The sequence below is a fragment of the Pseudomonas sp. PS02303 genome, assembly GCF_029959925.1.
GTDB classification, from domain to species: domain Bacteria; phylum Pseudomonadota; class Gammaproteobacteria; order Pseudomonadales; family Pseudomonadaceae; genus Aquipseudomonas; species Aquipseudomonas mandelii.
Genome location: NZ_JASCOM010000009.1, coordinates 1 through 25300, shown reverse-complemented (window position 1 = coordinate 25300; position 25300 = coordinate 1). Strand labels below are relative to the sequence as shown.

The window sequence follows — 25300 nt, the reverse complement described above, 5'->3', positions numbered from 1 at the left end:
TTTCATTTCGCGCGAAAGTACCACGAATATCACCATATTTTCATGATTAATAGCTGCTCACCGACGGTTGCTCGAATAGAGCCGAGCCGATAGCCTTCACTCGCAAACTGTCAGTTTCGTGAAAGCATGGGTTCGTTCCCCTTCACCTTCTGATGTACCAATAACCCTACTGCCCCGGCCAGTGTCGTATCGCAGTGAAAATCGCGCCTGCCTTGAGTAATGTTTTATAGCCTAGAGATTTAACTATCGGCGCAGGTAGACTGTCCCGATCTTCATCAGCGGAAAATCTTTTGTGATTAAGCGTTCATTCATCAAGGTTCTACTGATTTCTGCCATCATTTTCGTTGGCGGATGTGATGCGCCAACTCATGAGAGGCCAAAGGTTTTGATTATTGGCGACTCTATCTCCATCGGCTACACACCTTATGTTCAGCGCTCCCTGGACTCCAGAGCGCAGGTGATGCACAACCAGGGAAATGCACAGGACTCAAACAATGGCATCCAGAATCTTGAAGCGTGGGTCGGTTCGCAGAAGTGGGACGTGATCAGTTTCAACTTTGGTCTTTGGGATATTTGTTACCGTCGACCTGGGCCGATTACTCAGGAAAACCGGGACAAGGTAAATGGGATAATGGCAGTCCCGTTAAATCAGTACGAAAAAAATCTTTATGTGATCGCCTCTCGACTGAAGGCTACGGGCGCTAAAGTGATTTTCCAAAATATCACCGTTGTTCCATCGAACGAGCCAGGACGTAATAGTTCGGATGTGTACAGGTATAATCAAGTCGCTGCTAGCGTGATGGCGCGCCTCGACATACCGGTCAATGACCTGCAGTCGGTAACGGCCGGCCTTGCCGACGGGATGCGCGAGTCAGGCACCGACGTTCACTACACGGAGTCTGGCTATGCAGAAATTGCAAAGTCAGTGACCAAGAGTATCGAAGCTGCTCTCTAATCAATCAAGTTACCAATGATCCCCGCGAAGAGTGCAATGCTGTTCACTTAAGGATTGTTGACTAATTCACGAGCGGCCGGAAAGTCCGGGGTCTGATAAGGACTCCGGACTAATGAGACGGTCACCCCACACCCTGCGAGGGCTATGCTTTCGCAGGGTGTTTTGTTTTCGTAGGCCATCATCATGAGCGGGTCAGCGCTGATCGGTATTGATCTCAGCAAACACGGTTTCCGTAAGCGTCCGAACTACACCGCATTGAAACTCAGTTCAGCCTCTGCGACAACCAAATGCCCGGCATCGACTACCGTAGCCCTTGGTAGCTGGCTTACAGAGGTAGCTGCGAGCGAGCCGAGGGTGAAGAATAGTTGTTCTCTAAAATTCTATGGGGCAAAAATGGGGCAAATCGCACGCCAACCAATGCCATTTAATGCCAAATGAACAATTACCGCGATATGTCAAAAAAGCCCTACAGCCCTTTATTCTCGGGGTTGTAGGGCTTTTTTGCGCTAGTACTCCAACACAATTGGCGTGTGGGAGGACAGATCGGACAGTGCTTTATTCATCGGATATCAGGCAAATTCGTTGAAAGGTGTAGGGCAAAGGAGGGACATCAGCCCGGCTTTTCCGCGATGGGCGCAAGGTTAACATGAGCGGTCTGCCGGACGCAGGCATGAAAGCCCTGCCGCACATTTCCAATGTTTATGCATGATTTATGCGAATCAGCATTTGTCTTCCGAAAAAAGTTCAAGCACTATGCCAGTTATGCAAAAACGCAATGTTTCTACCGTCTTAAGAGCGCTGCTCGATCAGCACGGGATCTCCCCCACGGAGCTTCACCGTCGCACCGGCGTGCCTCAATCCACTCTCTCGCGAATCCTCAGCGGGAAGATCGTCGACCCTTCGGATAAACACATTTCGAAGATCGCCGAGTACTTCGCTGTGAGCACCGATCAGTTGCGCGGGCGCGCGGATGTCGCTGCCACCGCCAATGCCGGGCGCGATCAATTGCATTCCGAACTCAAGGACATAAGTCTGTGGGACGATGACACGCCCGTCGATGATGACGAGGTGTCGGTCCCCTTTCTTCGCGAGGTTGAATTGGCTGCTGGATCAGGAAGATTCGTCATCGAAGAAAGCGAGCGCTCTAGCCTGCGCTTCGGCAAGCGCAGCTTGCGCCATAACGGTGTGCAATTCGATCAGGCCAAATGCGTGACGGTGCGCGGCAACAGTATGCTGCCGGTGCTGCGCGATGGCGCCACCGTTGGCGTGAATGCGGGCAAGTGCGGGATTGGCGACATCATTGATGGCGACTTGTATGCCATCAATCACAATGGCCAATTGCGGGTGAAACAGCTTTATCGCTTGCCGACCGGTATTCGCCTGCGCAGCTTCAATCGGGATGAACACCCGGACGAGGACTACACCTTTCAGGAAGTCCAGGAAGAGCAAATCGTCATCCTCGGTCACGTCTTCTGGTGGGGCATGTACGCCCGTTAACCTCACCGCCCTGCAATAAAACCCGCCACCGAGCGGGTTTTTTTTCGCCTGCCACAAACCGTCAGCGCCTTTGTTTGCGGGACGCCAATGCGTCAGTGCATTTTTGATGCATAAATAAATGCATTTGCGCATTGACTGTATATGCATCCATGCATATTCTTTGTCTCAAGCCGCTCAACAAAGCAGCTCGAAACGAAGCTCTTTAGTTCCACCACAAAAGGCAGCGATGAACCGGCCTCAACGGTTCAGAGGGTTGGCAACTGACCCGGGTGTGCAGCGTAAAGCACCAGAAGCAGTTATCCGGCGGGCAGGGACCGCGGTCGGAAAAACAATCTGAATGGACTCGTACCGCGCCAGTAGCGCCGAAAAGTCAACGCGAAGGATCGCATTACTGAAAAGCCCGGCAAGCGCCGGGCTTTTTGGAATGCCTACCTACCGTCATGCACCTCAAGAGACACCGTTTGAAAGAACCACATATCACTCATCAATCACCCCGGGAGGCGTGACATGACAAACGAGCAACAAGCGTTGCTGGACATGCCGATCTGGCTTGTGATCGTACTCGCCCTGGTGGGCGGGGTGTCCGGCGAAATGTGGCGCGCCGACAAGGACGGTGCCCGCGGCTGGTCACTGCTGCGGCGTTTGGCCTTGCGCTCCGGGGCCTGCGTGATCTGCGGGGTCTCGGCCATCATGCTGCTGTATGCCGCCGGCGTGTCGATCTGGGCCGCTTGCGCATTTGGCTGCCTGACGGCGATGGCCGGGGCGGACGTGGCCATTGGTCTTTACGAGCGCTGGGCGGCCAAGCGGATTGGCGTTTGCGAAGTGCCGCCGCGCGATTCTCGCCCTGATCAACAGTGAGGCGACATCGCCGACCTTCACATTGAAATCTGACAGGAGGCCCTTAATGCCAGTTGTCATCGAAAAACCTTCACAGCTGTTTACCGCGATTGCCGAGGCATTGCGCGGCGCCTTTCCCGAATTGAATGTCGGGAGTCATCAAGATTTCGACAGTACAGGCAATCTGACCTGGGTTCTGATTGCACTCGAACACGATGCGTCGGGAAGCCGTGCCCATGACGGGCGTATCGCTCATGTCATGACGGTTTCGTTGCAAGCCGTGTCGCCCAGTTCCGGCCTGGCCGCCTGCGATCTGGGCTGCCAGCTGAAAAACCTGATCACTGACAATCGCTGGAAACTGCCCGCCGATCAATGCGATCTGCCGGTGAGCATCGATGGCGTTGCATCCACATTCATCAGCGGCGCCCGGGAATACGACACCTGGACCGTTTCCTTCACCCAGACCTTATACCTCGGGCCATTGCTGCTGGACGACCCGTTGGGCATCCCGAAATTCGCCCGTACCTGGGAGGTGTCGAACATTGACGATCCGGACCAGTACCAGCCACTCGAGAAGTAATCCATGTTCGACGCACTGTTCAACCAGCAACTAGGCCCGATCATCGAGCGTCTGGCCGAAATGGAAACTGAGATCGAAGACCTGCATCGACGTACCGACAGCCTCTGCCGCATCGGCGTGTGCGAGGAAGTCGATGCGGCCAGCAATACGTGCAAGGTCCGCCACGGTGAGTTGCTGACGCCGGCCATCCGCTTTTTTAACCCGAGCGCCGGGGCGCAAAGCGAGTCGCGTATTCCCTCCATTGGTGAACAGTGCGTGTTGCTGAACCATGGCGGCGGCGACAGCGGCGGTCAGTCCGTTGCGTTGTTCGGCCTCAATGGTGGCCAGTTTCCGCCGGTCTCAACGCAGGCTTCGCTGACGCGTCGCTGCTATCAGGACGGCACCGAAAGTGGCTACGACGACGCCAGTCACATCCTGCACTGGCAAAACGGCCCGGCCACATTCATCGGCACTCGCGAATCGCTCGAGCTGAGCATCGGCCCGGCCCGGTGGGTCATGACGCCTGAGGCGATCCAACTGCAACTGGGCGCGACCGGCTTACTGCTCGACGCATCCGGTGTGCACCTGAGCGGCCCCTTGGTGGATCACCAGGGGCGAGTCATTAGCACTGCATAAAGAGATTTCCATGATCGGAATCGATAGAAACACCGGCGTAACGGTCGACGACTGGCCGCAGTTTGTACAGCGTGCGACCCGGGCGCTGACCACGCCTTTGGGTACCCGTCAGAAGCGTCCTTTGTATGGCTCTCTGATCCCGAATCTCTTGGGACAAAACCTCGGCGACGACCTGCTGATGCTGGCCCAGAGCCATGCGGCGCAGGCGTTTTACAACGAGCAGAACGGCATTGGTGATTTCCAGCCGCAGGTCATTGTTGCCAGCCGCCACGGGGCAGGGCTGTTGTTGCGTTTCGCCGGTCTCTGGAAAAACCGTAATCAGACATTCGAGGTCGTGACATGAGCATGTTGATACCCGGCCAGAACCAGTTGGCCGAACCTTCGATCGTCACCGTCGAAGCGTTCGAGGACCTGCTTGCGGAGTTCAAGACGTTTGTCGTCGAGTACGTCGGCGCCCGTTCTCCCGAGCGTGCGGAAAAACTCAAAGTCAGCCTCGACAACGAAAGTGAGTTGCTGACCCTCGCCCTTGAAGCTTTCTGTGTGCGCCTGCAAATCCACCAACGCAAATACAACGCCCGGATCAAGCAGATGCTGGCGTGGTGGGCGACGGGGAGCAACCTCGATGCGCGACTGGCGGACATGGGCCTTGAGCGTCAATTACTCGATCCGGGCGACCCGGCGGCATTCCCGCCAGTGGCCCCGGTTTATGAAAGTGATGATGACGCCCGGTTGCGTTACTACCTGGCGCCCCACGCACCGGCGGCCGGGTCGCGCATGCAATACCGTCGTGAGGTGTTCACCCTAGGTGAGCGACCCGCTGTGAAGGTGGAAACCGCTGCTGCGGGCGTGGTGACGGTCACCTACACATTCGAACCTGACGGCTACGCGGCTCAGGTCAAGGATGGCAACGGCCGCCGCACCGCTCCCGGCGAGGTGATGGTCACGGTGCTTGCCCGGGAAGGCGATGGAACGCCATCCGAAACACTTCTTGAAGGCGTTCGCCAGCATTTCGCCCGGCCTGATGTACGCCCCGAAACGGACCTGGTCACGGTGCAGGGGGCACACATCAAAACCTACAAAATCCGGGTCGTGGCGAAGATCAACGCCGGGCCGGATTCCGGGTTGACCAAGGTGGCCGCGCAGCAGCAGTTGCAGGCGTATGCCGACAGCTGCCATCGACTGGAGGGACGCGTTGACCCGAGCTGGATCGACTACACGTTGCACAGTGCCGGCGCGGTTCAGTTGCAGATCCTCGAACCGCTGGAGCCGATTGTGACGACAGCATTCCAGGCCCCGTATTGCACGGGTGTCGAGGTCGAGGTGGATACGTTATGAGTGACGACAAGCCTCGTCCGAGCCTGTTGCCGGCCAATAGTTCACTGTTGGAAAAAGCCCTGGATCTTGGCTTTGGCATATTGCTTGAGCGAATCGAGCCTCCGTTTCCAGAGTTGATGGAGCCATCCACGACGCCCTTCGCATTCCTTCCATACCTTGCGCTGGATCGCGGCGTCGGCGAGTGGGACGCTGAGGCTAGCGAATCAGAAAAGCGCCTGACAGTCGCGCTTTCCTGGCAAATCCAGCGTCAGGCCGGCACTGACAAAGCGTTGAGTCACGCTGTCGAGTCCATGGGTTTTGCGCCCCACATCTCGCCCTGGTACCAACAGCGACCGCGCGGCAATCCCTACACCTTCGACGTGCAGGCGACTATCGGGCGCAGTTGGTCGAGCGGCGATCACACGCGCTTGATACGCCGCATCAATGCGGCCAAAAGCGAGCGCGACGAAGCCACCATCACCATCGTGCATGAAACACGCGGGGGGCTGCGGATGACTGCCGCAGCCGATCCCGTGCTGACTATCCGCGACGACAGCCAGCCAACGGCTTTGCCTGACGTAAAACTCAGCGGTTCGCTGGTGTTGAGCAGTGCGATGTGGGTACCGCTTTCAGTTGGCGAGTTGCCTCTTCACGCCGCACTTCCCGGTCAAGGTTAAGGGCCGGACTTACCTGCGCTGGGGGCTCCTGGCGCTAAACCATTAACGAAAGACGACCTCAAGGCGCTGCCATGACAGATGAAATTACGCGCTTGGTTCGCTTCACTTCCGCCGGTCTGGCAGAAGTGTTACAGGCAAAAAACCAAGGCTTGAAAGGAGAAATTACCCATATCGGGGCCGGCACGGCTCGTTATGACCCGAATGGCTCGGAAACGGCTCTTCGTGATGAGCGCCAGCGGGTGGCGATTGTTGATTATGAGGACCTGGGTGCCGGGGAACTCAGGATGGGAGCGCTGTTCAGTGGCCCGGAAGAATATGAAATTGGTGAGTTCGGCTTTTATCTTGCCAGCGGAACTTTGCTTGCGGTTTATTCCGTTGCCGGAAAATTGCTGACCTATAAGGCTGCCGCCGCTCGAGTCCTGCAAAAGTTCACATTGGATGTTTCACCTTTGCCAGCGGAAAGCGTAACGGTGATTGTAGGATCGGAAAATCTCAACATTCTGTTAAGCGAAGAGTTTACAGCGCTCGCCTGCGCCGACATTGACAACATGGCGCGCCATGTCGAGTTGTTGCTTCGAGTGATGTCGTTGCAAACCAAGTAAGATCATACGAAGTGTTTACATGGAAAGTATTTGTGTCTGAATACTATGCCGACCTGATTAATTGCATAGGAATTTGAAGCGTGAGTTTAGAAACTACTGTCGCATCGCTGGTGACGGCGGCCAATAACCTGACCACTGTAGTCAATGGAAAAATTGGCAATATCAACAGCACCATGGCCACCGCATTGAGTCAGTTCAATGAATGGCGCAATCTCAAGGACGTTGAAGGAGACCCGGCAGCACTCGGTACCATTCGCCGTAACTTGCTGCAGGGTTTCGTCACGGGTACGGGAGGTGTACAGACCGTTGGCGCGCAGGGCGACTTTGTTTCGACCGACCTGGGCGTCAGCTTAAATGTTTACATGCATTTCAAAATCCCGCTGAACATCAACGTTAACTCGGAAATGTTTTGGTTCAATATCAAGGGCTATAGCTACGGTACGGCAAAGATCATTGAGGAAACGTTGGTTGGTTACTGCTATCAACCCACCCGCACACTGCAAAATGTATCGACGTTCGGCAACATGACACCTGCTGTTTATGTTGATACTAATGGGAATGTTATTATGCGTATTCTGATCCCGAATATTTATTACACAACAGTACGCATCGACACCATGCGAGTGGGTAATGGACGTTTGTTTAATTTGGGTGATCTTAAAACCAAGTTGTCGCTCGCTGAAACCGTAGCCTTTAGTTAAGGAGTTAATAATGTCTGATACACCTGTCATCAGCAGCACGCAAATGCCGCTCGCAGTGCCTTTTCCTGAAATCGAATGGGCGGCGGTTCGTACCCGTCGCGATCAGCTTCTGCGCGCGACGGATTTTACCCAGTTGCCGGATTATCCATCCACTGCTGCCCAACTGGCCCAGGTCACTGCTTACCGTAAGGCGCTGCGGGATATTCCTGAGATGGCTGAACACCCTGCTGAGTTGGTGTGGCCGGAACTCCCGGCCTTCGTGAAGTAACCCCACCGCGAAAGCGGTTTTTTTTCGCCCGCACGACACCCCATGACGGGGCTTTTGTGCTTTTTGCGTCTGGAGAAATTCGAAAATGTCTATCCGCCAAACCTACACAGTCCTCGTCCCATTCCCAGTCGGGCGCGGTCACTGGTCCATCGTCGGTCAAGAGCTCGACCTGCTCGAAGTCGAAGCCAACGCACTGCTCAGCGCCGGTCGCCTGGAGCTGAAATCCACATCCACCAAGGCCGTGAAGGCCGCTGCCAAGAAGGCTGAATAACATGGCTGAGGTTCTGAACTTCGAGCACAACGGCATTACCGTCAATGCCACCGAATCCCCCGAGGCCATGGGAGGCCTCGGTGACAACGTCATCGGTCTGATCGGCACTGCGCCGAAGGCCGATCCGCTGATTCCGCGCAATGCGCCGTTTCGCATCAACAGCTTCACCACCCAGGCGCTGCTCGATCCGACCGGCACTGAATCGGGCACGTTGTTCCACGCGGTGTTCCAGATCCTGAAAGTGGTCAAGGTGCCGGTCTACGTGGTCATCGTCGAAGAGGGCGCAACCCCGGCGGACACGGTGAATAACGTGATCGGCGGCGTTGAGCCCCTGACCGGTCGCAAACTGGGCCTGGCCGCGTTGAGCGGTGTGCCCGAAGACCTGTCCATCATCGGTGCGCCAGGCTTCACCGGCACCAAAGCCGTGGCCAGCGAGTTCGCCTCGTTCGGCAAGCGCATCAAGGCGCGGGTTGTACTCGACGGCAAGGACGCCGCGGTGGCCGATCAAGTGACCTACAGCCAGGAACTGGGCGGCGCGGACCTCGGTTTCGACCGTTGCCTGGTCGTGCACAACATGCCGGCCGTTTACTCCAAAGCGGCGAAGAAGAACGTGTTCCTGTCGCCATCGAGTCTTGCCATCGCCGCCTTGGCCAAGGTCAAGCAATGGGAGAGCCCGGGCAACCAGGTGACCTACGCCGAAGACGTTTCGCGGGTTGTGGAATACAACATCCTCGACACCTCCACCGAAGGCGATCTGCTGAACCGCTACGGCATCAGCTACTACGCCCGGACCATCCTCGGCGGCTTCTCGCTGCTGGGTAACCGCTCCATCACCGGCAAGTTCATCAGCTACGTCGGCCTCGAAGATGCGATCAGCCGCAAGCTGGTCAAGGCCGGTCAGAAAGCGATGGCCAAGAACCTGACCAAGTCGTTCATGGATCAGGAGGTCAAGCGCATCAACGACTGGCTGCAAACCCTGGTCGCCGACGAAACCATCCCCGGCGGCAGCGTGTACCTGCACCCGGAATTGAACAGCGTCGAGAAGTACAAGAACGGCACCTGGTTCATCGTCATCGACTACGGCCGCTACGCGCCGAACGAACACATGGTTTATCAACTCAACGCCCGCGATGAAATCATCGAGCAGTTCCTGGAGGATGTTCTCTAATGTTTACCAACCGCGTAAGACAGGCCATCGCGGCCACTCTGCAAGGCTTGCCATTGTCGGCGACCGTGGAGAGTTTCGAACCGCCGAAGATCGATTTCGTAATGGAAACGATGACGGGCGGGCGCTTCATCACCGAGTCAATGGCAAAAAGTGCCACCGCGCTATCAGCCAAACTGGTTCTGCAGGGTATGGGGTCGGAAATCATGCTCTCCTTGGGCGTGAGGCTGGGAGAAGACATTCTGCTCAACGTGCGCGAGGCGGGTCAGGATCAGGACGGCAATACCTGGTTCACGTACCACACCGTTGGCGGTCAGCTTAAGTCTTTGACTGAAGCCACACTCAAGATGAACGATAAACCCACCACCACGCTCGAACTTTCCTGCCGCACCTACAACCGCCTCGAAAATGGCATTCCGGTGATCGACATCGACGTGCGCACGCAAAAGTTCGTGCTCAATGGCGTGGACATTCTCGGTGATGCCCGCCGCGCTGTTTTGATTCCGTAACCCCTCGCACTACCCCCATGCAACTCGGTTAAACGCAGTCCCTGTGGGAGCGAGCCTGCTCGCGAAAGCGGCGTGCCTGACACATTGATGTCGGGTTTGCCGCCGCCATCGCTACAGGCCGGCTTCCACAGGTTGCACACCCAAGGAATTCATTTCATGTCCTGGACGCCTCCCGTTCACGTCCTGTTGTCGCCGATCACCGCCGACGACCAATCGACACTCGAGCAGATTCAGCTCAAACCGTTGTTTTACTCCGCACAGAAAGAAGCCCTGGCCCGTGCCGGCGATGATGAAGACGATCAGTTCTTCGAACTGGCGAAACTGGCCACGGGCCTGTCGGTCAAGGAACTCGACCAGCTCAAACGCCCGGACTACGTGAGCATCGCGCAGTACGTGCATGAGATGTCGACCCGTCCGGCGTCGTTTTTTCTACAGCAGGACACTGGTGCTGCATCGGACGATCCCGATCAAGTGCAACTGCTACAACCGCTCAATGCAGCGGGCCGCAGCCTGACCTCGCTCACCCTGGAAATGCCGGTGCTGCGCGCCACCAAGGCGATGAAAAAACTGAAAACTGCCAAGGAACGCGCCGAGTTCATCACCTCCCATTGCACCGGGCTGATGCTTCCCGATCTGGATCTGTTGACCGTGCCCGACTGGACACAGCTTCAGGTACGCATCGACGATTTTTTAAACAAACCGGCGGACTTCTTTCGGAGCGCGACATCGAAGTAATCCTCGATGTGGTACCGCTCATTTACTCGGTAAGTGAGGCGGACATTCTGGAATGGGACGCCGGCAAGGCATTGCGCCGATACGAGATCGCGATTAGTCGTCTTGGCGTGAAACAGGAGTAGAGCGGGATGGCAGAGAGTAAATATTCGCCGCCCGGTGCGGAGATCAAGAGCATTGAGCTGCCGCCACTCGGCAGTGCATCAGAAACACCGGGACTTGCCGGTATCACGAATCCTTTGTCGGGGCTGAATCTGGCACTCACAACAGCCAGCAACGACATCCGTCTGTTGGTGGAGGCGCAGGAAAAGCTGCGCGAAACCCTGGTGTCGTTGAACGGCACCCTGGCTTCGCAGCAGTCGCTGCTCAAGACAAATGCGTCGGCACCTGCGCCAGCCGGTGAGGCAAAGTCAAAGCTCAAGGCCGAGGTTGACCAGCGTGCACCACCGGAGGAGTTGAAGCCGGCGATGGCAATGCAGACGGCCTTGGTCGATCTCAATCAAAAGTTGCAGCTGGACCCGGAAGCTCTTCAGGTGGTGGCGAATGAAGCCTCGAGAATAGCCACTGAAAAACGTACCTCCGCCAGTGGTACGACGGGTGTGCAGTTGGTGCAGGTGCAACTGGCAGCGGTCAATGAGGGGCTGGTCAAAAACGTCAACTCGGATGACGTTCCGCAAGTGCTGACGGATTTCGCTCGCGACATCGGCATCATGGCATCTGCGTACAAGATTGACGCCAAGGAGGCCGGCGAGTTGATGGCCGGTTGGCATAGCTCGTTGAAACTTGATCGGGCAAAAAGCCTCGACCTGGGCGACGCGGCCAACCGCCTTGGTGCCAGGGTCGATTTGAAGGCCACGGCAGCAGACATCGGTTCGGTGGTGAAAAACGGCGGCGAGACGAGTCTGGCGGCGGGCATGAAGCCCGAGCATGTGGCTGCAATCGCAGCGGCCCTGCTGAGCGCTTCGGTGAGCAAGGACGGCGCCGGGGCATCGCTGAAGACGCTGGGCACGGCGTTCGGCAAGGGCGACACGGCTACACCTGAGCAACGGGCTGCCTGGGCCGAGCTCGATATCGAGCCGGGGGCACTGACCAGCAGGATGCGCACGGACGCATCGGGAGCGATCAAGGAAGTGCTGGCGGTGCTGAGTAGCAAGCCAGCCGAGCAACAGAGTGCATTGATCAAGACGCTGTTTGAGGGCGATGTCGGCATCCGCGAGTTGCTGAAGAGCCCCCAGGACCTGAACACCGCGTTTACGGTGGCGTCCGATAAGAGCAAAGGCTCAATGGCAGAGACTGCCGACGCCCGTGGCAATACCTCGCAAGCACGCTGGAGTGCGCTGGACGCAAGCTGGACCCGTCTCAATACGGGGCTCGGTAACGCAGTGGCGCCTATTACGGATCTCGCGATGGTCAGCGCCGATCTAGTGGTCAGCGGCCTCAGTTCGGTGGTTGAGACATTCCCGAAAGTCATCGCCGGATTGTCCTTGCTGGGTGCAGCGCTTGCGACCCCGTTTCGCGGGGCGATCATGAACAAGCTCACGTCAATTGTTTCTTCCGCAAAAACAGAACTGCTTAAACCGGACGCTGCGATCAAGCCGCCGAGAAGTGATGAGGTCGTTGGTCAAGACCAGAGAAAGACAGGCGACGGTACGCCAGACAACAACGGTAAACAGAAACCACAGGGTGCTGCTGACATCAAAGCCCCACGTCCTGCGATGCGCAGTCGACTGGTCACTTCCATGGCCAGAGCCAAGACCTTCACCGGTCGGCTGGGCGCTCCCATGGCGGTCGCCAGTACGAGTTACGACGGCATTAAAGCGCTGCTGGCGGGTGATTACAAAGCCGCGTCCGGTGCTCTCGGATCGGGTGTCGGCGGTTTGGCCGGCGGTTATGCGGGCGCTGCTGCCGGCGCGGTGATCGGCAGTTTCATCCCGGTCCCGGTTGTGGGCACTGCAATTGGAGCGTTGGTGGGCGGCCTGATCGGGTCCTACGTCGGCAGTGAGGGCGGGGAAATGCTTGGTGAGTCCCTCTACACCGAGGTTGACCGGCTTCGGTCTCCGGACCAGGTCAGCAAGGACCTGACCAGCAACCCCATGGACAACCGGCAGTTCAACTACTCGCCCGTCATCCAGATCACCGGTGCCGATCCGACGGACTCTGATCGACTGACTCAGAAAATCATGGCGAATCTGCGTATGCAGTTCAACGGCGAGTTTATGCCGATGATGATCAATCCGCTCTCTGTGCGAAGTGACGCGGCCCTGACCGACGGAGGTACGTAATGCGCCAGCAAATGGTCCTGGGCAGTTTCATTTTTGGCCTGTCCAGAAACTTCGCCTACAGCGCCCTGGTGCACAAGTCGAGCGGTGGCTGGACGAACATCGACATTCTCACCAGCAAACCCAAGTCCAGCCAGATCGGCCAAGGCCTGCAAACCCTGACGATTTCGGGCAAATCAATGTACGCGACCGCCATGAATCGGCTCGATGAACTGCGTGCCTTGCAGGCGCTGCGCATCCCTTTGCCATTGGTTGACGGCATTGGTCGTAACTGGGGCTTGTGGCGGATCAACGATGTGTCCGAAACCCAAAACAACATCATCGATGACGGTACCGCGATGGTGGTCGACTGGACGATCGAGCTGATGGAGGTCGCCAATGCATAGGGTTCGAAGTATTGCCGGTGATTCGGTGAATCTGTTGCTCTACCGCGAGCTCGGGCGTTGTGACGACGCCGTCGAGGAAGCGCTCTGGCGGCTCAATCCGGGGCTGGCCGAATACGCTGCAGTGTTGCCGGCGGGGGTGTGGGTGGTCCTGCCGGAACTGGATGTAAAACCCGTTGCACCCACGCCGGTTTCGGCCTGGGATTAAGGAGGCAACATGTCACTGGGATTCACCCCCGCGGTGGAAATTTATGGCGCCAACGCTGCGCTGCTTAACGAACGATTGCTCTCCTGGCAGCACGTCGATGCGGCGGGAATCGAGTCCGATAGTTTGACGCTGATCCTCAGTCTGGACGGGATTGAAGGCTTGCCGGACCTGGGCGGGAAGATCGGCCTGCGGGTCGGTTATCGGGAGTCGGGACTGGTGGACAAAGGCGAGTTCGTCGTTACACGACGTACACCGACGCTGTTCCCGTTGCGTCTGACGCTGGTGGCCACGGCGGCGCCGTTCAGTGCGGCGGACCTGACCGGTTTCAAGCAGCGTCGATCGGTCAGCCATGGTCCGACGACGTTGGGTGCGCTGTTTCGCCAATTGACGTCCAGGCACGGGTTTTCGCCTCGCGTCGCACCCGAGCTGGCGCTGATCCGAATCGAACACATTGATCAGTCCAACGAAACGGACATGGGTTTTCTGACCCGGCTGGCTCACCTTCATGACGCCGTCGCCAAGCCGATCAACGAACTGTATGTGTTGGCGCGGCGCGGTCAGGTGAAATCTTTGTCGGGCAAAGTTCTACCGAACATAAAGCTGTCGGTGACGACCAACAATCACCCGGGCGATAACGCCTTTATCTCTGCAGTGTTGGTGGAAACTGCCCGGGCGAAATATCAGGGTTGCAAAACCGGTTGGTGGGACGCGGCCGCCGGCAAAGTGCAGGAGGTAGAGAGCGGCATCGCGCCGTTCAAGACGATGCGCCAGCGCTACCAGAGTGCAGGCGATGCCCGGGCTGCCGGAGAGGGCGAGGTCCGCCGGATGCTGCGTGAAGCCCTCAAGGTGACGATCGAGTGCCCGGGCAATCCCGGATTGTCCGCCGAAGGCGTCGTACTGCTGGATCCCACCTGGCCGGATTTCATGCGCGGTCGCTGGTCGATCGACAAGGTGACCGCCAGCGGCAGTCGGGAGAAAAGTTATCGCTGCTCGATCGAGGCAACCTGCCTGGACGCCAAGGCCTGACGACCTTGCTCGATTCGTGAATGCGCCAACCCAATCACATCAACGCTGTTTTCCATTCTCTCTCTGGGGGGATCATGTCGGTTACTCAACACATGTTGCAAAGCATCCTGCCCAACGCCCGCCAGCAAGCGGGCGTTTTTATTTCCAGTCTCAACATCGCCATGGGGCGATTCAACATCAATACACCCAAACGTATCGCCGCGTTTCTGGCACAAGTCGGGCACGAGTCGGGACAATTGCAATACGTACGAGAGTTGGGCAGTAATCAATACCTCAGCAAGTACGACACCGGCACGTTGGCCGCACGTTTGGGAAATACGCCTGCGCTCGACGGCGACGGCCAAAAATACCGTGGCCGAGGCCTGATCCAGATCACCGGTCGCGACAATTACCGCCAATGCAGTCTCGGACTGTTCGGCGATGATCGTTTGTTGTTTTTGCCTGAACTGCTGGAAAAGCCGCAATGGGCCGCCGAGTCAGCAGCCTGGTTCTGGCAACAGAACGGCCTGAACGAACTGGCCGACCGCGATCAGTTCAACAGCATCACCCGCCGCATCAACGGTGGGCTTAACGGTCTGCAAGATCGTCTGCAGCTGTGGGCGCGGGCGAGGGCGGTGCTATGTCAGCCTTCGGTCTGATCCCGATTTCTTACCGGGCAATCGGCCTTGTTGTGTTACTGGCAGTGCTGGCCGGCGGATCGGCGGCGCTGGCCTGGCACTTTCAGGATTGGCGCTATGGCCGGCAACTCGCGGAGCTGGCCAGGCTGCATGCCGAGGCACTGAATCAGCTGACGCTGGCCGCCGCCACGCAGCAACAGGCCGAGCAGGACAAGCGTCTGGCGCTGGAGCAGCGTCTGTCGGCCAGTGAACAAACCCATTACCGAGCGCTTAGCGATGCCCGACGTGATCAAGGTCGCCTGCGCGATCGTCTTGCCACTGCTGATGTGCGCTTGTCAGTCCTCCTCGATGCCAATGACGCTGCCTCAGGCTGTTCAATGTCTGCCACCTCCGGTGCCGGCGGCGTGGATCATGGAGCGGCGCGAGCCCGACTTGACCCGGCGCATGCTCAACGAATTATCGCCATCACCGATGCCGGCGACAGCGGACTGATTGCCTTGCAGGCTTGCCAGGCCTATGTCAGAGCCATCGCTCGATAACATTTTGACCGATCCTGTGCCTTGCAAGCGCAATCCGCTCGTGTACGGTAGTGCTCATTCCGCTCGCTCAGGAGATGACCGTGAAAGAAATCACTCAACTGGCCGCTGAACTTGGCAGGCGCTTGCAGGTTCTGAATGCCCACGTCGCCGCAGCCGAGTCGTGTACCGGCGGCGGCATCTCAGAGGCGATCACTCGCATTCCGGGGAGTTCGGCGTGGTTCGAGGCCGGTTATGTGACGTACTCCAACCGACAGAAAACCGAGCAGTTGAACGTGCCTCCCGAATTATTCGAAACGGTCGGCGCCGTCAGTCGCGAGGTGGTCGAGGCGATGGTTCGCGGTGCTCAGGAAAAAAGTCAGGCGCATTTTGCCGTGGCGGTCAGCGGTGTGGCCGGCCCCGATGGCGGTTCGCCGAACAAACCGGTCGGCACGGTCTGGCTGGCCTGGGGCGTCGGTGAGCAGGTGTTCAGCGAGGTGCAGCACTTCGCCGGTAACCGCGATGAGGTCCGCCGACAAACGGTTAAGGCCGCGCTAGAGGGGCTGCTGCGTCATGCCGCTGGAGAAATCTCAAATCAGGGGTAGGCGATCCTGAAACGCTGTGGAATAATACTGGCTACTTATACAGGTGTTGGCCGTCAGGCCTTATTGATTACGTGAGGACTTTAATGGACGACAACAAGAAGAAAGCCTTGGCTGCGGCCCTGGGTCAGATCGAACGTCAATTCGGCAAGGGTGCCGTAATGCGTATGGGCGATCAGGACCGTCAGGCGATCCCGGCTATCTCCACTGGCTCTCTGGGTCTGGACATCGCGCTCGGCATTGGCGGTCTGCCAAAAGGTCGTATCGTTGAAATCTACGGTCCTGAATCCTCCGGTAAAACCACGCTGACGCTGTCGGTGATCGCCCAGGCTCAAAAAGCTGGCGCGACCTGCGCATTCGTCGACGCCGAACACGCCCTCGACCCTGAGTACGCCGGCAAACTGGGCGTCAACGTCGACGACCTGCTGGTTTCCCAGCCGGACACCGGCGAGCAAGCCCTGGAAATCACCGACATGCTGGTGCGTTCCAACGCAGTTGACGTGATCATCGTCGACTCCGTGGCCGCGCTGGTTCCGAAGGCTGAAATCGAAGGCGAAATGGGTGACATGCACGTCGGCCTGCAAGCCCGTCTGATGTCCCAGGCGCTGCGTAAAATCACCGGTAACATCAAGAACGCCAACTGCCTGGTAATCTTCATCAACCAGATCCGTATGAAAATCGGCGTGATGTTCGGCAGCCCGGAAACCACCACCGGTGGTAACGCGTTGAAGTTCTACGCTTCGGTTCGTCTGGACATCCGTCGTACTGGCGCGGTGAAAGAAGGTGATGAAGTCGTCGGTAGCGAAACCCGCGTCAAAGTCGTCAAGAACAAGGTGGCTTCGCCTTTCCGTCAGGCCGAGTTCCAGATTCTTTACGGCAAGGGCATCTACCTCAACGGCGAGATGATCGACCTGGGCGTGCTGCACGGTTTCGTTGAGAAGTCCGGCGCCTGGTATGCCTATGAAGGCACCAAGATCGGTCAGGGCAAGGCCAACTCGGCCAAGTTCCTGGCAGACAATCCGGAAATTGCCGCCAAGCTCGAGAAGCAACTGCGTGACAAGTTGCTGACCCCGGCGCCGGATGTCAAAGCATCGCCAGTCAAAGAGACGGCTGATGACCTGGCTGACGCTGATATCTGATTGATCCGATGACCGCCGTACTCGATACACTCGTCGCAGTGCGGCGAACCGCCATGGACCTGCTCGCACGACGCGAGCACGGTCGAGTCGAGCTGACGCGTAAACTGCGTCAGCGCGGTGCTCTCCCTGAAATGATTGACACAGCACTCGACCGTTTGACGGAAGAGGGCCTGCTGTCCGAAGCCCGTTACCTCGAAAGCTTCGTTTCCTACCGTGCTCGCTCCGGCTACGGCCCTTTGCGTATTCGTGAAGAACTGAGTCAGCGCGGCCTGCAACGTAACGACATCGAACTCGCCTTGCGCGAGAGCGGTATCAATTGGCAGGAGCAACTGGAAGATACCTGGCGGCGCAAATTTGCCGGGCATCTGCCGATAGACGTTCGGGAACGTGCCAAGCAAGGGCGTTTCCTGAGTTATCGGGGATATTCCATGGAAATGATCGGCCGCTTGTTCAGCGGTCGGGGAATGGATGATTGAATAAAAACGGCCCGCTATTTCGATAGCGGGCCGTGTTTTTTTTCCTCGATTTTGGCTCACGGCACCTTGGGCGGCTCTCGCGGGCGCTGTTGCGCCTGGGGTTTGGAGTCGGCCCAGTTTTCCGGCAGGTTGATATAGTCCACCAATTCCCGCAGGCGGCCATGATCCCTGGCGTTGAAGTTGAAGGCCAGTCGCGCCAGATGACTGAACTGCGCTTCATCGTGCTCCTCGCCGCTATAGGCGTGCTGATGAAAGTGATCGCTCAGGCACAGGTCGGCGAACGCTTCCTGCATGTGTTCGAGCGCCTGGTCGCTGAGCTTGTGGTTCATGCGGATCACGAACTGATGCTTGAGCCAGCGACTGGAGTGGAAGTTGCCGTAGAACTGATTGATCTGCTCTACCGCTTCTTCGGCGCTGTAGACCAGGCTCACGAGCTTCATGTCGGTGGGCAGGATGTAGCGATTTTCCTCCAGTTGATGATGAATGAAGTCCAGCGCGCCTTGCCAGAACTTGCCGCCCGGCGCATCCAGCAGCACTACCGGCACCAATGGGCTTTTGCCGGTCTGAATCAACGTCAACACCTCGAGTGCTTCATCCAGGGTGCCGAAACCACCTGGACACAGGACCAGCGCATCGGCTTCCTTGACGAAGAACAGCTTGCGGGTAAAAAAGAAGTGGAAGGGCAGCAGGTTGGCGGTGCCCTGAACCGTGGGGTTGGCATGCTGCTCGAAGGGCAGGGTGATATTGAACCCCAGGCTATGTTCCAGGCCGGCACCTTCATGGGCCGCCGCCATGATGCCGCCACCGGCACCGGTGATGACCATCAGGTCCGAGCGTGCCAGCGCCGCGCCGAGTTCCCGGGCCAGGCCATACAGCGGGTGTTCGATCGGTGTGCGCGCCGAGCCGAAAACCGTGACCTTGCGTCGCCCCCTGAACTGTTCGAGCACGCGAAAGGCATGCTCCAGTTCGCGCAGGGTTTGCAGGGTGATCTTGGCGTTCCAGCGGTTGTGGTCTTCCTGGGCCATGCGCAGCACGGTCAGGATCATGTCGCGGTAAATCGGAGTGTTGGGGCTGTTGGGTGAAACCAGGTTGAGTTGCTCTTCGACCTTGCTGATGAGGTCGTGGCCGCTTTCTTCGAAATGACGGCTCAGGAGGTCATTCGGTTGGTAAGGCATTCAACTTCTCCTTCTGCACAGAACCCTTGGCACCGACAAAACAGTCGTCAGCGCCGCGACACTTCATGTGTCGCTGTCTGCCCAAGCCCATGCCTGGGCGCTCCACTCGACTCGGTTCGAGTCGTCCATACAGGCTCTGTTTTTCCCTTGGATGAAAGAAACGTTCGCACAACAAGACACGCGATGGGCAGCCCCTTTCCTGCCCTGAAAAGTGATCGTGAACACTCTGAATCTAGACCCTTGCAGAGATTCTCGCTGCCTTGATCATTGCGCCGCAAAGTCTTTCCTGGCAACCGCTTATTGACGATTTGCAAGGTGAATTCACCGTTCGTCCGAACGCAAGCCGCAGGCCTCGCGCTCTGATTTACTAAGTTACAGGCATGACACGACAACTTTGCGTCAAAGGCAGGGCGCACGGTTCAAGCGGTTTAAGGATTTTTCGCTCAAAAAGGGGCGAGGTGCAGGGAGGCTGGAAGCTATGGCCAGAGTCATTCTGGAAATCGATACGCATCTGTATCGATTACTGAAGTCATCCGCCGAGACCAATCATTTGAGTCTTGAGGAGGAGTGTTGCCGGCGTCTGGAAGGCGCCGAGCGGCGTTCGCGATACTTGCAGGCGTTGGTGGCAGAACTGCGCGCCGAGGATGAACAGCGGCGCGCCAATTCCCGATGATTACTTCTTCTTGGCCGGTGCTGCTTTCGGGCAATCCGATTCCTGATAGCTGGCGGAACCGACCGAGCGATTGGTCTTCACTTCAGTGAAGTCGTAGCGCATGACTGCGCCCTTGGCCATCAGTTTACGGAACGATGGGTTGTTGCACACAGAGGCGCCCAGCTGGAAATACACGGCTTTGGGGTCGGCGCGCATCTTGTTGGCGTGGCTGCTTTGTACACTCAGGTGGTTGATCAGCGTGTTGCCTTCAACGGTGTAGCCCTGATCAAGAATGTCTTCGTTGATCGCCCGTGGAGTACCGACACTGCTTTGTGTGGCGACGTTTCGCAGTTCTCTGTTGAGATTCTGCTCACTCAAGGACGCAGCCTGAGCGCTGAAGGACGACGCCAGCAAAATGGCAGCGGTGGGAACGATAAGGCGCAGCATGAAACTCTCCTGGTTCAGTGACTGATGGTTCGACCCGTCACATGACTGTGCGTTCAGTGGCGGCGAATTATAGGGGACGAGGCCTGGACGGTACAGGCTTGCGCCGGCCGCTCTGATAAACTGCCGCCACTTTCTGACTTGCCGAGCGTTATTCGTGTCGATTTCCCCTCCGGTGCTGCCTGCGATGAGCCCTGTAACCCCAACCTTTGCTGCAAACGCCGTCGCCCGCTTGCGCGACGAGCGAGAGGAGGAGGGCATCAAGCCGATCCAGGCCCGTGGCTGGAGGGCGCCGCGTTGCCGTGCCTGCCGCGTGATCGAGAGTCACTGCCTGTGCGCCTGGCGTCCGCAGGTTGAGGCCCGCTCCGGCGTGTGCCTGATCATGACTAACAAAGAAGTGTTCAAGCCGAGCAACACCGGTTGGCTGATCGCCGATGTGGTGCGCGACAACCATGCCTTTATCTGGTCACGCACGGAAACGGATCCGCAGTTGCTGGCGTTGCTGGCCGACCCGCAATGGCAACCGTATCTGGTCTTTCCGGGTGAGTACGTCGAGCCTGAGCGAGTGACGAACACCGTCGAAGCCGATAGCACCAGGCGGCCATTGTTTATTCTGCTCGATGCGACCTGGACCGAAGCCCGGAAGATTTTCCGCAAAAGCCCTTACTTTGATCGGTTGCCGATCCTGAGCCTGTTGCCCGAGAAGCTGTCACGGTACCGGTTGCGCCGCTCGACCCGCAGCGAGCACTTGTGCACCGCCGAAGTGGCGGCACTGTGCCTTGATCTGGCGGGCGATACCGAGGCGGCCTCGGCGCTGGACGCTTATTTCGACGTGTTCAGCCAGCATTACCTTGATGCGAAACATCAGCTGGACATGAACGTGGCAACGCCGGCCCACACCGAACTGATGCCTTTCGTGCAGAACGCGGTGCCGGTGGCCTGCTGATTGTCGCCCATACTGCAAAGAACTGTACCGGCCATGCACCTTGACCACCCCGGTTTCGCTGGGCATGCTTGGCGCCGATTAGGGCGCGGCCAAAGTTTGATACGCCGTATTCTTTGCGTGATAGCCACGTAATTGGCGTTGAACGTGCCCTGCTGGTGCAGCTCCGTGGCTGTGCCTTGAGTTGTTTGAAAACAGGATCATTAGAAAAATGGCCACATACGAAATCCTGATTGCCGATGACCACCCTCTTTTTCGTAGCGCCCTGCATCAAGCATTGACCCTGGGCCTGGGTCCGGATGTCCGTCTGGTGGAAGTGGCAAGCATTGCCGAACTGGAAACCCGGCTGGACGAAAAGTCTGACTGGGACCTGGTACTGCTCGACCTCAACATGCCGGGGGCCTACGGTTTTTCCGGGCTGGTGCTGCTGCGCGGTCAATACCCGCAGATTCCGGTGGTGATGGTGTCGGCTCAGGAAGAGGCCTCGATCATGGTGAAGTCCCGTGAATTCGGCGCCAGCGGCTTCATTCCCAAATCCAGTGACCTGAGCATCATCCAGAAAGCCGTGCGAGCGGTGCTCGATGGCGATGTGTTCTGGCCGCCTCAGGCGTTCGAAGCCGTGAGTGTTTCCGCTGAAGCCAAGGCAGCCAGTGAAGGCCTTGCCAGCCTGACACCTCAACAGTTCCGGGTGCTGACCATGGTCTGTGAAGGGCTGTTGAACAAGCAGATTGCTTATGAGTTGAGCGTTTCCGAAGCGACGATCAAGGCGCATGTTACGGCTATATTCCGCAAGCTGAATGTGCGCACTCGCACCCAGGCGGCGTTGCTTCTGCAACAACTTGAGTCAATTTCAAGCCACTAAGCGCTGGCATCTTCACGCTTTTTTGACTTTGGTTGATCTAGCTTTCCCACTCCTTTTTGGTCAGTTGCCCACTCTATGTCACCTTTCAAAGGCCAAACCGGCCTCAAACGCATTCTCAACGCTTCCGGTTACTCGCTGGATGGCCTGCGCGCAGCCTTCACCGGTGAAGCGGCTTTTCGGCAGCTGGTGTTGCTCAATGTCATCCTGATCCCGCTTTCGTTCTTTCTGAACGTCAGTCGTGTCGAGCAGGCATTGCTGATCGCGGTCTGCCTGTTGGCGTTGATCGTCGAGCTGCTGAATTCGGCAGTGGAAGCGGCCATCGACCGCATTTCCCTTGAGTTGCACCCGCTGTCCAAGAACGCCAAGGACATGGGCAGCGCCGCTCAATTCGTGGCGTTGAGCATGATCGGGCTGGTGTGGGCGGTGATTCTGCTTTAAGCGATGCTGGGCAGCACGATCTCGTCGCTGCGCTGAACCCCGGCGGTGAACGCGCGGCACAGGTCGAGGAATTCGCGCATCGCCGAGGTCTGATATTTCTGTTTGTGCCAGATGAAATAGAACTGCCGCGCCAAGTCCAGATCCGGTGTCTCCACCGGCACCAGACTGCCGCGGCGGAATGCATCGCGCAGCGCCAGACGCGAAATACAGCCAATCCCCAGGCCTGATTCCACCGCGCGCTTGATCGCTTCGGTGTGTTCCAGCTCCAGTCGGATATTCAGCGCGCTGCGATGATGACGCATGGCCTGGTCAAAGGTCAGCCGCGTGCCAGAGCCTTGTTCCCGCAGAATCCAGGCCTCGTGGGTCAGTTCTTCCATGCTCGCGCTGCCACGCTGGGCCAGCGGATGTTGCGGCGCGCAGAACACCACCAACTCATCCTCGACCCAGCTCTGCACCTCGATGTCCGGATGACTGCAATCGCCTTCGATTAGACCCAGATCAATTTCATAGTGCGCGACTTGCTGCACGATGTTGGCAGTGTTCTGCACGTGCAGCTTCACCTGACTTTCCGGATGGCGCTGCATGAAGCTGCCGATCAGCAGGGTGGCCAGGTAATTGCCGATGGTCAGGGTCGCGCCGACGGCCAGGGAGCCGAAACCGGACTTGCCGTTGAGCAGGTCTTCGATTTCCTTGGCCTGGTCGAGCAGCGCCACAGCTTGTGGCAATAGCTGTTTGCCGAGGGCGTTAAGGCTCAGCCGTTTGCCGGCGCGGTCGAACAGCTGGCAGCTGCACTGACGCTCTAGCTCGGTGATCGAGGTGCTCGCCGCCGATTGCGAAAGGTTGAGCGTCAGGGCAGCACGGGATACGCTTTCCTGCTGGGCGACGGCGACGAATACTTGAAGTTGACGGAGAGTAAATCGCATATCTATATAACCGATAACCCTTATCTTAATAATCCATTTAACAGATATTGTCGCTGCCATTAGAATGCGATGCAATTGCGCACATCAGCGGCGCAGGCAAAATCTCCAGGAGTCCCACGTACATGAGCAACATGAACCACGAGCGTGTCCTCAGTGTTCATCACTGGAACGACACTCTGTTCAGCTTCAAGTGCACCCGCGATCCGGGCCTGCGCTTCGAGAACGGTCAGTTCGTGATGATCGGCCTGCAACAGCCCAACGGCCGGCCGCTCATGCGCGCTTACTCGATTGCCAGCCCGAACTGGGAAGAGCATCTCGAGTTCTTCAGCATCAAGGTGCCTGATGGCCCGCTGACTTCCCAGTTGCAGCATCTGAAGGAAGGCGACGAGATCATCATCAGCAAGAAGCCTACCGGCACCCTGGTGCTGGATGACTTGAAGCCTGGCAAACATTTGTACCTGCTCAGCACCGGTACTGGCCTGGCGCCGTTCATGAGCGTCATCCAGGACCCGGAAACCTACGAGCGTTTCGAAAAAGTGATCCTGTGCCACGGCGTACGTTACGTCAACGAAGTCGCTTACCGCGAGTTCATCACCGAACATCTGCCGCAGAACGAGTTCTTCGGCGAGGCGTTGCGTGACAAGTTGATCTACTACCCGACCGTGACCCGCGAGCCGTTCGAGAACGAAGGTCGCCTGACCGATCTGATGCGCAGTGGCAAGCTGTTCAGCGACATCGGCCTGCCACCGATCAACCCGCAGGACGACCGCGCCATGCTGTGCGGCAGCCCGAGCATGCTCGACGAGACCAGCGAAGTGTTGAACAGCTTCGGCCTGAAAGTTTCGCCGCGGATGCGCGAGCCGGGTGATTACCTGATCGAGCGTGCGTTCGTCGAGAAGTAAGCACAACGCCTGACGGCTTTGCTTTCCCTGTGGGAGCGAGCCTGCTCGCGATAGCGGTGTATCAGTCAGCATTATTGCCGACTGCCACACCGCTATCGCGAGCAGGCTCGCTCCCACAGTGGTTTCTGGCGTTCAGGTTTTTGCGGGAATGACTTCCAGGACGCGGATGACGCCCGCCTCGGGATAATGCCAGCGCACATCCAGATCCCAGAACTGCGCTCCATATTCCCGCTCAGGTGTAGGCGTCTGGTACGCCGGACGTGGGTCTTGTGCCAGGCATTGATCAATCAGGGCAACCAACGGCTCGCCGAGGCGCTGAGCGTGCTCGTGAGCTTGTTGCAGCGCTGTCTCCGCCCACCGCACAGGAATCAACTGCGGCGCGGCGCTGGCGATGCTGTTGGAGGCGCTGTCGATGATGTCGGCGTAAGGCACGTAGGGTTTGATGTCGAGAACCGGCGTGCCGTCCAAGAGGTCGATACCGGAGATAAACAACCGGTTGGCTTCGACCTTGTCCAGTTTCACCACGGATTGGCCGATGCCATTGGGCCGATGTGTCGCACGGGTGGCGAACACGCCCATGGATTTGTTGCCGCCCAGGCGAGGAGGGCGGACTTTCAGGCGTGGCTTCTCTTCCAGGGCCTGATGAAACAGGAACAGCAGCCAGACGTGGCTGACCTGCTCGAGACCTTGCACCGCATCGCCCTGATCGAACGGCGCCACCAGTTCCAGCACGCCACGAGCGGCCGGGGCCAGCTGAGGCTGGCGCGGGATGGCGAACTTCTCCTTGAAGCAGGAGCGCACGAAGCCGATGGGGGAAACGCTGTAGGTCATGGTTTGGGTCGAGGCGGGATAGGGCGGGCATGATAACCCGGCGGGCCTCAAGGCGGGGGGTGACTGAGCGGGCCTCTTCGCGGGCAAGCCTCGCGCCTACTGGGTTATCGAGCGAACACGGCGTTTGTGTACGCCAAAGAACCTGTAGGAGCGAGGCTTGCC

Annotated in this window: 33 protein-coding genes; 29 read left to right on the top strand and 4 right to left on the bottom strand. The window is 58.0% G+C overall.

Annotated elements, in window-relative coordinates; genetic code table 11:
- The first annotated feature begins 292 nt into the window (after positions 1-292).
- The 24 genes from QMX98_RS04280 to recX all read left to right on the top strand — a co-directional run bounded on the left by QMX98_RS04280 (position 293) and on the right by recX (position 17968).
- The gene (locus QMX98_RS04280; RefSeq protein ID WP_282410307.1) at positions 293-955 is read left to right on the top strand and encodes an SGNH/GDSL hydrolase family protein; all 663 of its coding nucleotides are present in this window, start codon (positions 293-295) and stop codon (positions 953-955) included.
- 762 nt (positions 956-1717) lie between these two features.
- The gene (locus QMX98_RS04275) at positions 1718-2452 is read left to right on the top strand and encodes an XRE family transcriptional regulator (RefSeq protein ID WP_102594303.1); all 735 of its coding nucleotides are present in this window, start codon (positions 1718-1720) and stop codon (positions 2450-2452) included.
- Positions 2453-2959: 507 nt separating this feature from the next.
- Entirely contained in the window at positions 2960-3310 is a 351-nt protein-coding gene (locus QMX98_RS04270; protein ID WP_102594277.1) for a phage holin family protein, read from the top strand.
- A gap of 46 nt (positions 3311-3356) precedes the next feature.
- Positions 3357-3869, top strand: coding sequence for a hypothetical protein (locus QMX98_RS04265; protein ID WP_282410306.1), 513 nt, complete (start codon positions 3357-3359; stop codon positions 3867-3869).
- 3 nt (positions 3870-3872) lie between these two features.
- Positions 3873-4484 carry a phage baseplate assembly protein V gene (locus QMX98_RS04260; RefSeq protein ID WP_282410305.1) on the top strand — a complete coding sequence of 204 codons (612 nt, stop codon included), beginning with the start codon at positions 3873-3875 and terminating at the stop codon, positions 4482-4484.
- Between the two features lie 10 nt (positions 4485-4494).
- Complete coding sequence (locus QMX98_RS04255; protein ID WP_221108517.1) at positions 4495-4827, top strand: phage baseplate protein; 333 nt, start codon at positions 4495-4497, stop codon at positions 4825-4827.
- Positions 4824-5819 carry a baseplate J/gp47 family protein gene (locus tag QMX98_RS04250; RefSeq protein WP_282410304.1) on the top strand — a complete coding sequence of 332 codons (996 nt, stop codon included), beginning with the start codon at positions 4824-4826 and terminating at the stop codon, positions 5817-5819. The genes QMX98_RS04255 and QMX98_RS04250 overlap by 4 nt, the downstream gene beginning before the upstream one ends.
- Positions 5816-6475 carry a phage tail protein I gene (locus QMX98_RS04245; RefSeq protein ID WP_282410303.1) on the top strand — a complete coding sequence of 220 codons (660 nt, stop codon included), beginning with the start codon at positions 5816-5818 and terminating at the stop codon, positions 6473-6475. Before QMX98_RS04250 ends, QMX98_RS04245 begins: the two co-directional genes overlap by 4 nt.
- Positions 6476-6546: 71 nt before the next feature.
- The gene (locus tag QMX98_RS04240; protein WP_282410302.1) at positions 6547-7077 is read left to right on the top strand and encodes a hypothetical protein; all 531 of its coding nucleotides are present in this window, start codon (positions 6547-6549) and stop codon (positions 7075-7077) included.
- An 80-nt stretch (positions 7078-7157) separates the two neighbouring features.
- Positions 7158-7778 carry a hypothetical protein gene (locus tag QMX98_RS04235; protein WP_282410301.1) on the top strand — a complete coding sequence of 207 codons (621 nt, stop codon included), beginning with the start codon at positions 7158-7160 and terminating at the stop codon, positions 7776-7778.
- 10 nt (positions 7779-7788) lie between these two features.
- Positions 7789-8046 (top strand): tail fiber assembly protein, encoded by a 258-nt coding sequence (locus QMX98_RS04230; protein ID WP_282410300.1) that lies wholly within the window; start codon positions 7789-7791, stop codon positions 8044-8046.
- A gap of 85 nt (positions 8047-8131) precedes the next feature.
- On the top strand, positions 8132-8317 hold the full coding sequence (locus QMX98_RS04225; RefSeq protein ID WP_282410299.1) for a hypothetical protein: 186 nt from the start codon (positions 8132-8134) through the stop codon (positions 8315-8317).
- A gap of 1 nt (position 8318) precedes the next feature.
- Entirely contained in the window at positions 8319-9485 is a 1167-nt protein-coding gene (locus QMX98_RS04220; protein ID WP_282410298.1) for a phage tail protein, read from the top strand.
- On the top strand, positions 9485-9991 hold the full coding sequence (locus QMX98_RS04215; RefSeq protein WP_102594287.1) for a phage major tail tube protein: 507 nt from the start codon (positions 9485-9487) through the stop codon (positions 9989-9991). The genes QMX98_RS04220 and QMX98_RS04215 overlap by 1 nt, the downstream gene beginning before the upstream one ends.
- Positions 9992-10147: 156 nt before the next feature.
- The gene (locus QMX98_RS04210; RefSeq protein ID WP_282410297.1) at positions 10148-10726 is read left to right on the top strand and encodes a phage tail assembly protein; all 579 of its coding nucleotides are present in this window, start codon (positions 10148-10150) and stop codon (positions 10724-10726) included.
- Between the two features lie 128 nt (positions 10727-10854).
- Positions 10855-13005 carry a phage tail tape measure protein gene (locus QMX98_RS04205; RefSeq protein ID WP_282410296.1) on the top strand — a complete coding sequence of 717 codons (2151 nt, stop codon included), beginning with the start codon at positions 10855-10857 and terminating at the stop codon, positions 13003-13005.
- Positions 13005-13388, top strand: coding sequence for a phage tail protein (locus QMX98_RS04200; protein ID WP_102594290.1), 384 nt, complete (start codon positions 13005-13007; stop codon positions 13386-13388). Before QMX98_RS04205 ends, QMX98_RS04200 begins: the two co-directional genes overlap by 1 nt.
- Positions 13381-13593 carry a tail protein X gene (locus tag QMX98_RS04195; protein ID WP_154912965.1) on the top strand — a complete coding sequence of 71 codons (213 nt, stop codon included), beginning with the start codon at positions 13381-13383 and terminating at the stop codon, positions 13591-13593. Before QMX98_RS04200 ends, QMX98_RS04195 begins: the two co-directional genes overlap by 8 nt.
- Before the next feature lie 9 nt (positions 13594-13602).
- Positions 13603-14619, top strand: coding sequence for a phage late control D family protein (locus tag QMX98_RS04190; protein ID WP_154912964.1), 1017 nt, complete (start codon positions 13603-13605; stop codon positions 14617-14619).
- A 74-nt stretch (positions 14620-14693) separates the two neighbouring features.
- On the top strand, positions 14694-15257 hold the full coding sequence (locus QMX98_RS04185) for a glycoside hydrolase family 19 protein (RefSeq protein WP_282410295.1): 564 nt from the start codon (positions 14694-14696) through the stop codon (positions 15255-15257).
- Positions 15239-15775: a lysis system i-spanin subunit Rz gene (locus tag QMX98_RS04180; RefSeq protein WP_282410294.1), complete on the top strand. Its 537-nt coding sequence runs from the start codon at positions 15239-15241 to the stop codon at positions 15773-15775. The genes QMX98_RS04185 and QMX98_RS04180 overlap by 19 nt, the downstream gene beginning before the upstream one ends.
- Positions 15776-15855: 80 nt before the next feature.
- The gene (locus QMX98_RS04175) at positions 15856-16356 is read left to right on the top strand and encodes a CinA family protein (protein ID WP_010462721.1); all 501 of its coding nucleotides are present in this window, start codon (positions 15856-15858) and stop codon (positions 16354-16356) included.
- 83 nt (positions 16357-16439) lie between these two features.
- The gene (gene recA / locus QMX98_RS04170; protein ID WP_007907270.1) at positions 16440-17492 is read left to right on the top strand and encodes a recombinase RecA; all 1053 of its coding nucleotides are present in this window, start codon (positions 16440-16442) and stop codon (positions 17490-17492) included.
- An 8-nt stretch (positions 17493-17500) separates the two neighbouring features.
- Positions 17501-17968: a recombination regulator RecX gene (recX, locus tag QMX98_RS04165; RefSeq protein WP_010462714.1), complete on the top strand. Its 468-nt coding sequence runs from the start codon at positions 17501-17503 to the stop codon at positions 17966-17968.
- A gap of 56 nt (positions 17969-18024) precedes the next feature.
- Here recX and QMX98_RS04160 read toward each other — a convergent pair whose 3' ends face one another.
- Positions 18025-19143, bottom strand: coding sequence for a TIGR00730 family Rossman fold protein (locus QMX98_RS04160; protein WP_282410293.1), 1119 nt, complete (start codon positions 19141-19143; stop codon positions 18025-18027).
- A gap of 478 nt (positions 19144-19621) precedes the next feature.
- Between QMX98_RS04160 and QMX98_RS04155 the strand changes: the two genes are divergently transcribed.
- A complete protein-coding gene (locus tag QMX98_RS04155; RefSeq protein WP_010462709.1) occupies positions 19622-19816 on the top strand; it encodes a hypothetical protein in 195 nt (64 codons plus the stop codon).
- Here the strand turns inward: QMX98_RS04155 and QMX98_RS04150 are convergent, their stop codons facing one another.
- The gene (locus tag QMX98_RS04150; protein ID WP_008153984.1) at positions 19817-20242 is read right to left on the bottom strand and encodes a PA3611 family quorum-sensing-regulated virulence factor; all 426 of its coding nucleotides are present in this window, start codon (positions 20240-20242) and stop codon (positions 19817-19819) included.
- Between the two features lie 184 nt (positions 20243-20426).
- On the opposite strand from QMX98_RS04150, the gene QMX98_RS04145 reads away from it, so the two are divergent.
- The 3 genes from QMX98_RS04145 to QMX98_RS04135 all read left to right on the top strand — a co-directional run bounded on the left by QMX98_RS04145 (position 20427) and on the right by QMX98_RS04135 (position 22482).
- Positions 20427-21185 (top strand): tRNA-uridine aminocarboxypropyltransferase, encoded by a 759-nt coding sequence (locus QMX98_RS04145; protein WP_282410292.1) that lies wholly within the window; start codon positions 20427-20429, stop codon positions 21183-21185.
- A gap of 208 nt (positions 21186-21393) precedes the next feature.
- Positions 21394-22044 (top strand): response regulator transcription factor ErdR, encoded by a 651-nt coding sequence (erdR, locus tag QMX98_RS04140; protein WP_282410291.1) that lies wholly within the window; start codon positions 21394-21396, stop codon positions 22042-22044.
- A 75-nt stretch (positions 22045-22119) separates the two neighbouring features.
- On the top strand, positions 22120-22482 hold the full coding sequence (locus QMX98_RS04135; RefSeq protein ID WP_010462702.1) for a diacylglycerol kinase: 363 nt from the start codon (positions 22120-22122) through the stop codon (positions 22480-22482).
- On the opposite strand, the gene QMX98_RS04130 is transcribed toward QMX98_RS04135, so the two are convergent.
- Positions 22479-23405, bottom strand: coding sequence for a LysR family transcriptional regulator (locus tag QMX98_RS04130; RefSeq protein ID WP_010462700.1), 927 nt, complete (start codon positions 23403-23405; stop codon positions 22479-22481). The genes QMX98_RS04135 and QMX98_RS04130 overlap by 4 nt on opposite strands.
- A 122-nt stretch (positions 23406-23527) precedes the next feature.
- On the opposite strand from QMX98_RS04130, the gene fpr reads away from it, so the two are divergent.
- Entirely contained in the window at positions 23528-24307 is a 780-nt protein-coding gene (gene fpr, locus QMX98_RS04125) for a ferredoxin-NADP reductase (RefSeq protein ID WP_003443014.1), read from the top strand.
- A gap of 132 nt (positions 24308-24439) precedes the next feature.
- Here fpr and tsaA read toward each other — a convergent pair whose 3' ends face one another.
- Positions 24440-25138, bottom strand: a complete 699-nt coding sequence (gene tsaA / locus QMX98_RS04120; RefSeq protein WP_077748350.1) for a tRNA (N6-threonylcarbamoyladenosine(37)-N6)-methyltransferase TrmO — start codon at positions 25136-25138, stop codon at positions 24440-24442.
- Between the last annotated feature and the right edge of the window lie 162 nt (positions 25139-25300).